Origin of the sequence: Bradyrhizobium sp. SZCCHNS2022, assembly GCF_032377575.1 — a bacterium.
In the GTDB taxonomy this organism is placed as follows: Bacteria; Pseudomonadota; Alphaproteobacteria; order Rhizobiales; family Xanthobacteraceae; genus Bradyrhizobium; species Bradyrhizobium aeschynomenes.
This window is the reverse complement of sequence record NZ_JAUHHZ010000001.1, coordinates 3,513,451-3,525,422: the sequence shown is the minus strand read 5'-3', so window position 1 is coordinate 3,525,422 and position 11,972 is coordinate 3,513,451. Positions and strand designations below refer to the sequence as shown.

Sequence of the window (11,972 nt, the reverse complement as noted above, 5' to 3'; positions counted from 1 at the left end):
GCAGGCGCAGATGAGCGGTGTGGTCCGATCAGACGAGATGGAAGCTGGACAGATGGGCCAGCAGGTCCGCGGTCGTGACATGCTGGATCGAAATACTGTCCTGCGCCGCGTCGGTGATGACCGCGTTGCCGGCCGCATCGTCATGGATCGACGCCAACAGTGCCGATTGGCTCGCGAACACGTTGTGGCTGACGACGATCGTGTCGCTGCCCAGGGTGAAATCGGCGATGCTGACCTGTCCGAAATGCTCGGCGAAGACGAAGGTGTCGTGTCCGGCCAAAGAGACGGATTGCGGCGCAGTGCCGCTTGCGGGACCCGGGGCGCCTGAGATCATCGTTCCGCCGTGGCCGTCATCGCTGAAGTGGAAGCTGTCCTCGGACAGCGGACCGAGGAAGTGCAGCGCTGTGCTGCTTGTGGCGTCGCGAAGCGACAGCAGCCCGCTTCCGGCGTCGAAATGCGTCTGCAGCGACGCATAGGCCATGCCGCCAAGGTCGATCTGATCGCCGGTGCCGCCGAAGCCGACCAGATAACCGCTGAAGCTGCCGGACAGCGTCAGCATCACGTCGGGGCTGCTCGCGGACGTCAGGGATTGCGTGCTCGCCACGACGTGAGACGGCACGCCGATCGTACCGTCGCCGTTCAGATCCTGGTGCAAGCTGGTCTCGAGCGTCTCGAGGGCTGCCGAGCCGCCGGGAACGGCGCCGGTTGCGTTGCTGACATAAGCGCCGCTGCTGTTGGTGTTCCAGACCGTGTAGAGATCGGCGCCCGCCATCTTCCAGGCGACCAGGTAGCCGCCGCCTGAGACCTCTGCGCCGATCGGACTCCAGCCGCCGAGCTGACCGACGGTGACGACGTTGCCGCCGAACATGATCTGCGGCCCGGTGCCGCCGCCGACCGGATTGAGAAAATAGGTCGAGCCGGACTGCACCAGGCTCGTCGATCCCAGCGCCTCGATCACGGCTGACGGAATGCCGATCGTGCCGTCGCCGTTCAAATCCTGGTGGAGGTTGGTCTCCAGCGCTTCCAGGCCGCTATTGGTGCCGCTCAGGGCCCCGATCGGATTGCTGGTGTAGCTGCCACTGCTGTCGGCATTCCAAACCGTGTAGAGGTCGGCCCCGGCCATCTTCCAGGCGATCTGATAGCCGCTACCGAAGACGTCGGCGGCAATGGGGGCCCAGCCGCCGAGCTGACCGACGGTAACGACGCTGCCGCCGAACATGATCTGTGGTCCGGTGCCGCCGGCCACGGGATTCAGATAGTATGTCGATCCGGACTGGACGAGCTTGGTCGATCCCAGCGCTTCGATCACGACGGTTGGAATTCCGATCGTGCCATCGCCGTTGAGATCCTGGTGGAGGTTGGGTTCGAGCGCTTCCAGCGCGCTGTTGCTGCCGCTGAGGGCCCCGATCGGATTGCCGATATAGGCGCCGCTGCTGTCGGCATTCCAGACCGTGTAGAGGTCGGCCCCCGTCATCTTCCAGGCGATCTGATAGCCGCTGCCGACGACGTCGGCAGCGATCGGGGTCCAGCCGCCGAGTTGACCGACCACGAGATTGGCGCCGCCAAACTTGATCTGCGGACCGGTGCCGCCGCCCACCGGATTGAGGAAGTAGCCGTTGCCGGACTGAACCAGACTGGTCGAACCGATTGCCTCGATGACCGTGGTCGGTACACCGATCGTGCCGTCGCCGTTCAAGTCCTCATGAAAGAGCGGCTCGAACGCCTCGAACGCAGCCGAGCTTCCCGAAATGCCGGCGATCGGGTTACCCGTGTAATTGCCGCTGCCGTCGAGGTTCCAGACCGTATAGAGGTCGGCACCGGACATCTTCCAGGCAACCTGGTAGCCGCTGCCGCTGGTCTCGGCCGCGATCGGGGCCCAGCCGCCCAATTGTCCGGGCTGGACGATGCTGCCGCCGAACTTGATCTGCGGGCCGGTGCCGCCGCCGACCGGATTGAGGAAGTAGCTCATGCCCAGCTGAACCAGGCTGATCGATCCCAGAGCCTCGATCGTGACTGGCGTGGCGGAGATGAGATGGAAGCCGAGCGCATCCATCTGCTTGAGATCCACCGCCGTCAGCGTCTGCAGCGTGTTGTAGGTGTAGAACTCGTTGAAGGGATCATTCGCTCCCTGCACACCGCTGTTCAGGAAGTCGCTGGGATCCGAGGACTGACCGTAATCCGCCAGCTTCGTCGTGCCGCCATCGAGCGAGAAGTAGGCCGTGCCCGCCGTTGCGCCGCCGGTCATCAGCCGGACGCCCGGACTGGAGAAACGGAACAGGTCGAAGATGTCGGGCTGCGGCCCGTAGGGCACGCGGCCGAAGGCGTGCGTCAGCTCGTGCAGCGCCACGCCGACCAGGAGGTTCGGATTGATATCGGTCGCGAACGTCGCGCTGCCATCGTCGGTGGTCGTGTCGTTGGCGCCGAGCCCGCCCCACAGCTTCAGCTGGGTGTTCCAGACCGCGACATAGGACTGCCCCTGGATGCTGGAACCGGCCGGCAAGGCGTTGAAGGTGGTATCGCCGGGGCTGGCATAGTTGATCAGGTTGGACCTGACGCTGGAATAGGTCATCCACTGACCGCCGTCAGGGCCCGCTGCTGCGCCGCCACCGACGCCGCTATAGTCGATCTTGATGTTGACCGTGATCCGATCCGAGATCACCGACGTGAGGATCGCCGCCGCCTGCTGAATGCCGGCCCGGAAGCTCGCGGGCGCGTTCATCGCGGCGGTGTCGAACAACAGGTTGATCGTCAATCCGCCGGCGCTCACCGCCGTAACGGCACCGACACCGGCGAAATCGCCCTGCGCGAGCAGCGATTCGACGGCCTCTTCCGGAAGCTCGACGGGATTCGACGGAGGTGGGCCGACCCCTGCGTCGTAGGGGTCTGCGATCGGGGAGCCCTGTAACTGCCCTGGCATTGCGTCGGTTCCTGCCATTCGCATCGAGCGGAGCACAGATCGTCAATTCCGAATCGCGCAGCGTGCGATTCGCGACCGTGCTAGACCTACCTATCAGGCCGATCGTCTTGCCCGAAGGTTAATGGCTCTTCCGAGGGACAGGAAAACTACTGGCGATGGCTGCTGCGGGCGTCCATTGAACGAAGGCTCGCTTGCACGTTCAACCGAGCAGTTCCGGCAGCCGGTCGAGAAATGCCGGCACTGGTAAGGCAGCACCAAAATTATAGGGGTTGCCAGCGAGAGCTGCGTGATAGCGATCGAGCAGGGGCCCGCCCGCGCGCAGCGATCTGCCGGCATCGTCCAGGCAGTCGAGCTTGTAGCGAACGGCGTCGGTGATGTCCTGCGCGCTGTTCGGGTGGATCTCGAGCCCATGGCGCGACAGCACGGCGGTGTCGATCAGCAGCGCCTGCAGCGGCTGGCGATAGGTTTCCTTCAGCGACAGATAGCGCCTGTTGCGCCGGTCGTAGACCGGACGCACGGTGAAGTCGGTGCGCTCGTGCCAGAACTGACAGTCGTTGGAGATGCAGTTGACGAGCAGCATCGGCGTTCCCAGCGCCTGCACCGCCGTGGTCAGCCCCGACGTCGTCCCGACGAACAGACGCGCGGCCGCGCAGAGATAGAGGTCCATCTCCGCCGACTTGATGTCGCTATGCGCATAGTCGAACACGCCGGGCACCTCGCTGAGCGGGGTCATGCTGCGGTCGCCGAGGCGCACGACCACGCCGCCGCGTGCGACGATGTGAGCGATGGCGGCGAGGTAGTCGCCGACATTGGCGGAGCGATGCTGCCGCGTGGTGCCCGGCCCGTCACCGTGATAGCCGCCCTCGCGGATGTGCATCGCGACGAACCAGCTCGCCGTGACGCCCGCCGCGCGCAGTCGGGCCGTGCCTGCCTTCATCAGCTCCGGCGGCACCTTCACGATCGGGCCGCGCTGCTGCGCAGCCCAGGCGACCTGCGCGCGCGAGGCCGCGTGGGCCCACGGCTCGGCCACGCCATTCTGGCCGCGCACCGCGATGAACTGGTCGCCGACCAGCCGTTGATAGGGAAGCAGATCGTCGACGAGCGCGGGCTCCTCGATGATCGTGACATGCGGCGCGAACAGCCTGAGAAACGGCTGGTTGACCACCTTGCCGGGCGGGGCGAGCAGCACGTAGTTGGCGCGCGGCAGCATGCCCAGCGCCGCCATGCGCAAATGGCAATCGATGAAGCCGACATGGCCGATCAGCGTCACCCATTCGTAGCCGAGCAGCCGCACTGGGAGCGTCGGATCGAAGATGCTGCTGGAGGCGGCGATGCGCTGCACGAGCGTCTCGGGAATCGACCATTTGCGCGCCAGCGCATCCTGGTGATCGAGCGCCGCCTGGTAGCTGCGGAACGTGTCGTCGTAGCGGCCCTGGTGATAGAAGTTCTCGCCGAGCTGGATCAGATTATCGTAGATCAGCAGCTCGCCGGCATTCTCCAGCTCCCAGGCGCTCGGCGTGTAGGTCGACGGATCGTAGCCGCCAGCATAGTTCTGATGCGCCATCACGGAGCGGGGATCGCGCGCGACCGATGCCTCGAAGCAGGCGGCGGCTCGGGCGTGGTCGCCGGCCAAGGCATGGACGGCGCCGAGCTTGCGCAACGCGTTGCCGTCGTCCGAGGCTGCGGCGGCTGTGAGGAAATGGGCCGCCACCGGCAGATTGCCGCGATACATGTGGGCGACGCCGACCGCGAAATTGATCGCGAAGCTGTCGATCGTCTCCGGCCGCGGCACCTCGCGCACGATCCGGTCATAGGCGCTGCACAGCGCCAGCGTGGTGAAATAGGCCTGGGCGCCGATTCCGGCGCGGGATCGGACCTGGCCGCGGAAGATCAGGTTCAACACGCGCACCGCACGCATCGCGCTCGGCTTGCGGCTCGCAGCGAGATGGACCTGAGCGGCCGCCGCCAGCGACGTCGAGATCAAGCGGGCCAGCAGCCCGCCGACACGCGAGCCCTTTGCCAGCTGCCGATCCATCAGTCGCAGCAACCTGGCGCCGGCCGGGGCGACGATGAGCCTGCTGTCGACGATGTTTGCGGCGCGGGTGGTCAGCGGCAGCAATTGCCGGCGTCTCGCGCTGAGGAACGCGTAGAGGCGAAACGCCGATGTGGTCAGCCAGGTTCTCGGCGACCAACGGCTTCGCGGCGGCTGCGGTGATGGTTGTCTCGGTGGAACGACGCGGATCGAGGCCGTGGTCGCCTGCCGCTTGCCGAGGCGGTGCCGAAGCGAGCCGATGGGCGCACGAACCGTCATCGTGCGCGGTAGCCCGGCGTCGCCGAGATGATCGAACGTCGCGCTGCGGTCTGGGCGAGCAGGCGCGTGAGCGACATCGGCCGCGTCCGCAGGGTCACCCAGGCCAGCGCGGCAACACGGCCGATGGCTCCGAAGCTCAACGTCAGCCGCAGCAGCTGCGTATCGAGCATCGTGCCGCCGAGCAGGGCGGACACGCGCGCCGCCTTGGCCGACGGCGCCGTATCGCCGCCCAGCACGGTTCGCGCGGCTCCGAAGCGGTTGCGCCGCGCGAACAGCGCGCCATAGCCTTGCGGAAACAGCTGGCTTTCAGCGATCAATGTGCCGATCTCCGCGAGCTTGGAATTGAGCGAGGCTGGATCGGTGGCCGTCGCCGTCGAATAATTCTGGCCGTGAATGCGCCAATAGCCCAGCGCATCGGCAATGAAGTAGCACCCATAGGTCAGCCCCAGCCGTCGCGCCAGAAACGCATCGGAGAAAGAGCCGAGCTTGACGTCGAACCCGCCCAGCGCCTGCAATGCGCTGCGGCGATAGAGCGATGTGGTGCCGGAGAAGTAGTTGTCGCCGACGCGCAGGATGCGGCGGACGTCCGCCGGCGCCAGCATCGTGGAGGCGGACGCCGGCAGCATGATCGGCCGCAGCATGCGTCTTGCAGATGGCCCGTTCGGCCCGATGATCTCGCAGCAGGCGAAGATGAGGCCGGCGTCCGGGTGATCGGCGGCCTGCGCCATCGCCTTCTCGAGATAGGTCGGGTGCAGCGCGTCGTCGGCGCCGAGAAAGCCGATCCAATCGGTGTCCGCGATGGCCAGCGCTTCGTTCTGGCCGCGTACGACGCCCTGGTTGATCTCGTGGCGGATCAGCCGCCAGCTCGGCCGGTCGGCCAGGAAGCGTGAGATCACCGCGATGCTGTCATCCGTCGAACAGTCGTCGATGATGATGACGCGGTCCGGGGCGCGGGTTTGGTTCGCGATGCTGCCGAGCGACTCGGACAGGTAGTGGGCATGGTTGAAGTTCGGGACGACCAGCGTGACGGTCGGGACGGTCGGAGAGGCGGCGCTGGCGGTCGTCGTGGTCATGGTTCGGCGAGCTTCCTGCCGCATGCTGTCGAGCCTGGCCGCTCAAACCTTGGGCAGCTCTTTCAGAACGTCGTCCAGCGCGCCGAACGCGCGCACGCGGCCGCCGTCGAGATAGAGCCCGAGATTGCAGGTGTCGCGCAGCAGGCCATGATCATGCGAGGCGAGCACGACGATCCCCGAGCGGTTCGTGATCTCCTGCAGCCGACCATGGGTCTTCTTGCGGAACTGCGCATCACCGACCGCGATCCACTCGTCCATCAGGATGATGTCGCCATGGATCGAGGCCGCGATCGAGAACACCAGGCGCAGCAGCATGCCGGAAGAATAGGTCCGGATCGGCAGCTCGAGATAGTCGCCGAGCTCGGCGAACTCGGCGATCTCCGGCACGCGCTGCTCGATCTCCTCGGGCGACAGCCCCAGAATCAGGCCTCGGGTGCGGATGTTCTCGTAGCCGGAGGCCTCCTCATCCATGCCGAGTCCGATGTCGAACATCGGAACGTTGCGCCCGACGACCCGCAACGAGCCGCGCGTCGGCTCGTAGATCCCGGCGAGCACGCGGATCAGCGTGGTCTTGCCGGCGCCGTTGTGGCCGACGAGGCCGAGCCGGTCGCCGTGTTTCAGGGTGAAGCTGATGTCGTCGAGCGCCTGAACGAACTGGAACGAGCCCTCGTTCTTCGAGACCCGGCCACCGACGCGGGACGCCGCCTTGATGGCCAGATGCCGGAAGGATCGTGCGTTCGGCGGCGCGACCGGAAATTCGATGCCGATTTGCTTGGCTTCAATCAGAGGCATGAGGGATCCCGGATGGCCTGAACATCAGGCCCAGTACACGACGCGCGAGCGATAGCGCGTGTAGATATAGACCATGGCGGCGGTCAAGACGGCGACGCATCCGATCGCGCCGGCCCAGCTTGCGAGGCTGGGAACGATGCCCATCAGCGGGTCGCGCGTCACGGCCAGGAGATAGGCGATCGGATTGAGCGCGACGATGAATGTGCCGCCCTTGATCTGTCCTGGCGCCCAGATGATCGGTGAGATGAAGAACAGCAGCTGAATGATCGCATTCATCACCGGCGGTACGTCGCGGTAACGCACGCAGATCATGGACACGATCGTGGTCAGGCTGACGATGAAGACGTAGACCAGGGCCAATCCGAACAGGCTCAGCAGGCTGACGAAGCCGATCGACCACGGATAGATCAGCCAGATGACGGGGATGATGGCGATGTTGTGCAGGAAGATGATCAGGTTGCGCTGAACCATGCGCATCACGTGGATCAGGATCGGCATGTCCACCGCTTTGATCATGCCGCCCGCATTGATCATCGTGTAACAGGACTCGCCGAGCGAGGAGGCGATGAAGTTCCAGATGGTCATGCTGACCATGAAATGCGGCAGATAGGTCTTCATGTCGGCGCCGAGGAAGCGACCGGCCACCGCGCCCATGATCAGCGCCGTGATCGCATTGGTGGCCGTGATCCACCACGGGCCCAGCATGGTACGGCGGTATTTCGAGCGGATGTCGCCGGCTGCGAGCGCGCGCCAGGTCACATGGCGGGTGATGAACGGAGCAATGTCCTCGCGGCACCTTGCCCAGGAGACGCGACGCTGATCCGCAACCACGAAGCGCTCGACCTGTCCATCGGTCAAGGTGGTCATTCCTGCTACCTCGCGAATGCCGTAAGTATCTGGCCTGCCAGACGAAAGCGGCCATCTCCGCGCGCGCCGGCGGCCGATCGCCGCGCTTGCTGGACCATGTTACGCAGGGACTGTCAACAGGGCAGCTTCGAAGGCGGCCACCACCGTCCGGGCCGCTGCTCAGATTGCGGCCGATCCTGAGGCATCGACGATCCGGGGCTCCGGCAGCGGCACCAGGAACCGGCCGCCGGCATCCAGAAACGCTTGATTCCGCTTCAGGATGGGGTCGGCATAGATCCAGGCGAGAATCACCACGACGTCGGGCTTCCGGGTGGCGAGCTCGCTGGAGGGCAGCACCGGGATGTGGGCGCCCGGGCTGAAGCGGCCGTGCTTGAGCTGGTTGTCGTCGACGATGAACTTGACCCGGCCCTCGAGCTCGAAATGGTAGAGCAGGGTGGTCGTGGTGGTCGAGGCGCCATAGGCGGCGACGAGCTTGCCGGCAGCGATGGCTTGGTCGAGATAAGCGAGCACCCTGCGCTTGCAGTCCTCGATGGCCACGAACCAGTCGCGGTAGATCTGCGGCTTGGTCACGCCGCGCCGCTCCTCCTCGGCGATCAGTTTCGACAGCTCCGCCGAGCGCGGCCGCTGGCCGGTCGATTTCGGCTGCGCGAAGGCCCGGATCGAGCCGCCCTTGGTGCCGGTCCGTTCGACATGAAACAGCGTCATGTCGTGTCGGTTCAGGAAGGTCTCAAGCGGGATCAGCGCGTGGTGTGAGACGTGCTCGTGGTAGATGGTGTCGAACACCATGTTGTCGATCATGTCGACGATGTAGGAGACCTCGAACACGAAGGCGCCGTCGTCGGCGAGCAGCAGCCGGATGCCCTTCACCACGTCCGACATGTTGTCGATATGGGCGAACACGTTGTTGGCGCAGAACAGCTTGGCCTCGCCCTGTTCCGCCTTGATTCGGGCAGCCAGCGCGCTGGTGAAGAAATCCGGGATCGTCGGCACGCCCTCTGCCGTGGCGGTCGCGGCGATGTCGCGGGCGGGGTCGATGCCCTGTACCCGCATGCCTTCGTTCTTGAACGCCTTCAGCAGCGAGCCGTCATTGCTGCCCATCTCCGCAACCAGGCTGCCTTTGGGGATACCGAGCGTGGAGACCACGGATTGCGCGTAGCGTTTGAAATGCTCGACCAGGCCGAGCGAGACCGAGGTGCGGTAGGTGTAGTCACGAAACAGGATGTCGGGGTCGACGACGTCGAGATTCTGCAAGTGCCCGCAGCTCAGGCAGAGATAGCAGTCGAGCGGGTAGAGATCCTGCTTCTCGCTCAGCCGGTCCGCCGTCACGAACGCGTCGCCAATCGCGGAAGGCCTGATCGGCAGCACGTGATCGAGCGAGGTCGATCCGCACAGGCGGCAATCGGTCTTGTGCTTGACGTGCTGCATGACGTGTCGATCCTGGGTTGGCGATCCCGCAGGCGGGATGTCGGCCGAAGAGGAATTTGCGGCGCGTTTTACAGCCCCGCGAAGCTCTTGGCGACCTCTTCTTGCCAGACTGTGGACACTCCGCCATCGAGGAACAGGCTCTGCCCGTTGATGAACGAGGCGCGCTCGCTGCACAGGAAGTCGAGCGCGTCGGCGCATTCCTCGGCCGTCCCGAGCCGGCCGAGCGGGACCAGCTTCCGGTAGGTCTCCATCAGCTTCTCGTTCTGCTCGTAGAACACGCGCGATTCGCGCTTCAGATAGGTCAGCGGCATGATCGCGTTGACGCGGATGCCGCGACGGCCGAGCGTCGCGGCGTAGTGCCGGACCATCGCGTTGAGGCCGCCCTTCACGACATGATAGCCGACCGGCTGCGAGGAGCCGACGAACTCGGCATAGACCGAGCTGACCACGCCGATCGCGCGGTCGCCATCCCCGGCAAAATGACCGGAAAAGCCCTCGATCAGGTCGCGTGATGCGGTCAGGCCGACCTGGATTTCGCCGGCCCAGGGATCGCCCTGGCCGCGGAAACGCTGGCTCAGGACGAGGTAGCGGATCGGGCCGTTGGCCTCGGCAATCTGGCTCCACAGCCCGGCGAAGCTGTCGCTCCGCTCGAGATCTGCGGAGAAATGCTTCAGGTCGGCTCGATCCGGGAATTCGGCCGGACGCTGCCGCGACACCACGCTGACCGCGCAGCCGCGCGCCAGGAAGCGCTCGACGACCACGCGGCCGAGGCCGCGGGTGCCGCCGACCACGACGGCATGGTGGGTCATGCCGCGGCGTCCTGCAGCGCTGCGACGCGCCGGACGAGATCGGCCTGGTAGGCCGTGGCCTTGGCGGTGTCGCTGTCCTCGGGCGCGAAATCGGCGAACACGCTGGCGCCGGGGCGGAACGGGCCATTGGTGATTTCGTGCACGATCAACAGATCGCTGCGGATGATCAGCGTGTGGAAGAAGGCGTTGGACATGCGATAATAAAATGGACGGGTGCCGCCCGGCGGCCCCAGCTCGACGACGCGTTCGATCTCGCCGTCGTCATTGAAGACCACGATGTCCACCTCGCCCTCGACGATGTGGAACGCTTCGCTCTTGCCCGGATGCTTGTGCGGACGGATGTAGGAGCTCGCATCGATCGCGATGATCATCTCGTGCAGCGAATCGTCACCATCCGGATGCGCGTTGATGCGGGCGCGGCGCTTCGGGCTGGCCTTGACGGCGGCCTTCAGGGTGTTGATCTCCGCCTGGCCGACGGCCGCAATGGGCCCCTCGGCGAGGAATACCTCAGGGGATTTCTGAACCAGGCTCATCAGGCGAGATCCTTCGTGATTGCATTGTCGAGCGCGGCGTAGATGGAGTGGAACGCCACGCCCCGTGCTGCCAGCGGCGCGAGCTTGTCGCGCACCTTGCCCTCGATGTGAGGGGCGACGGCGAACAGGCAGGTGGTGATCCGCTCATCGGCCAGGAGCTGCTCCGAGCCTACCACGGGGACGCGAAAGCCGGGTGGAAAAAAGCCGCGTTTGTCCGCGTCGTCGTCGACGGCCAGGGCGATCAAGTCCGCAACGCCGAAGGCGTTGGCGAACATGATGGCGTGATGGCCGATGCCGAACAGCGCCAGCCCATCCCGCCGCGGGCCGGCGCCCGCGCGCAGCCGCGCCTGCACCAGGGCCCGTTGCTCCGGGAAGCTGCTGCGATAGGTCTCAAACAGCGTCGAGGGACCTTGCGCGGGCGATGGGGCGGTCCCGTGACCCGGGGCCAGCACGGCGACGAGGGCATCTTCGAGCGCTCCGGGATAGCGCAGCAGCGCCAGCACCTGGTACCCGCTCGCGTGCGCCAGCTGCCGCAACGTGTCCTCAACGAAGTAGCAGCTGTGCTCCTCCCACAGGAAGCAATAGTCGCGCGCCGCGAGAAACTTGCTGCTGTCGGGGACCTCGATCAGCAGCACGCCGTCGGGAGAGAGCAGCTGTTTGAGGGCTTGCAAGGCTGCAACGGGTGTCGGGCTGTGCTCGACGATGTAGCGGCACGAGACGATGTCGAACGTGCCATGCTGCGCCGAGACCGTCGCCAGATGCTCGTTGCCAAGGGTGGCCTGCCAGCTTTCCAGGTAGGGATAGCGGCCACCTGCGGCGGTGGTGTCGAGCGAGAGAGCCCGCGTGTGCAGGCCGTGCGCGGCGAGCCGAGACAACAGCGGCTGCTCGAACGGGCCGGTGCCGACCGCGCGGCGCGCGCCGGGACGCAGCGACGTCAGGCTGGCGACGAGCTCATCGAGATGGCCTTCCGGTTCCCGATAGCGAATCCAGGGCACCTCGGGGCTCAACAGAGCGGGCGGCGGGGCTTGAAGGAGCTGGATCAGCCGGCACGTCTCGCATTCCACGACGTCGAGATCGACACGACGGTCAGCCCGCCCAGATTTGCTGAATGCATTGCAGACCGGAACTGGACCGAGGGAAAGAGCGGGCGTGGCAATGTCGCTTCCGCACAGGCGGCAGGTCGATGTCATCAAGGTGCCTTGAAGGTGCCCTGGCCTCGCGATGAACGCGCTTGCCTCGTTGAAA

Annotated in this window: 9 protein-coding genes; all 9 read right to left on the bottom strand. The window is 65.6% G+C overall.

Annotated features, from left to right (window positions below; translation table 11 throughout):
• Positions 1-28: 28 nt before the first annotated feature.
• The 9 genes from QXZ94_RS15655 to QXZ94_RS15615 all read right to left on the bottom strand — a co-directional run bounded on the left by QXZ94_RS15655 (position 29) and on the right by QXZ94_RS15615 (position 11,917).
• A complete protein-coding gene (locus QXZ94_RS15655) occupies positions 29-2,917 on the bottom strand; it encodes an NF038122 family metalloprotease (protein WP_315721158.1) in 2,889 nt (962 codons plus the stop codon).
• Between the two features lie 199 nt (positions 2,918-3,116).
• Complete coding sequence (locus QXZ94_RS15650; RefSeq protein ID WP_315721157.1) at positions 3,117-5,228, bottom strand: TIGR04372 family glycosyltransferase; 2,112 nt, start codon at positions 5,226-5,228, stop codon at positions 3,117-3,119.
• A complete protein-coding gene (locus QXZ94_RS15645; protein WP_172112716.1) occupies positions 5,225-6,301 on the bottom strand; it encodes a glycosyltransferase family 2 protein in 1,077 nt (358 codons plus the stop codon). Before QXZ94_RS15645 ends, QXZ94_RS15650 begins: the two co-directional genes overlap by 4 nt.
• 42 nt (positions 6,302-6,343) lie before the next feature.
• On the bottom strand, positions 6,344-7,093 hold the full coding sequence (locus QXZ94_RS15640) for an ABC transporter ATP-binding protein (protein WP_172112717.1): 750 nt from the start codon (positions 7,091-7,093) through the stop codon (positions 6,344-6,346).
• A 24-nt stretch (positions 7,094-7,117) separates the two neighbouring features.
• Positions 7,118-7,960: an ABC transporter permease gene (locus QXZ94_RS15635; RefSeq protein WP_172112718.1), complete on the bottom strand. Its 843-nt coding sequence runs from the start codon at positions 7,958-7,960 to the stop codon at positions 7,118-7,120.
• 159 nt (positions 7,961-8,119) lie between these two features.
• Entirely contained in the window at positions 8,120-9,385 is a 1,266-nt protein-coding gene (locus QXZ94_RS15630; RefSeq protein ID WP_315721156.1) for a class I SAM-dependent methyltransferase, read from the bottom strand.
• A gap of 68 nt (positions 9,386-9,453) precedes the next feature.
• On the bottom strand, positions 9,454-10,194 hold the full coding sequence (locus QXZ94_RS15625) for an SDR family NAD(P)-dependent oxidoreductase (protein WP_172112720.1): 741 nt from the start codon (positions 10,192-10,194) through the stop codon (positions 9,454-9,456).
• Complete coding sequence (locus QXZ94_RS15620) at positions 10,191-10,727, bottom strand: WbuC family cupin fold metalloprotein (RefSeq protein WP_315721155.1); 537 nt, start codon at positions 10,725-10,727, stop codon at positions 10,191-10,193. Before QXZ94_RS15620 ends, QXZ94_RS15625 begins: the two co-directional genes overlap by 4 nt.
• Positions 10,727-11,917, bottom strand: a complete 1,191-nt coding sequence (locus QXZ94_RS15615) for a class I SAM-dependent methyltransferase (RefSeq protein ID WP_315721154.1) — start codon at positions 11,915-11,917, stop codon at positions 10,727-10,729. Before QXZ94_RS15615 ends, QXZ94_RS15620 begins: the two co-directional genes overlap by 1 nt.
• Positions 11,918-11,972: the final 55 nt, after the last annotated feature.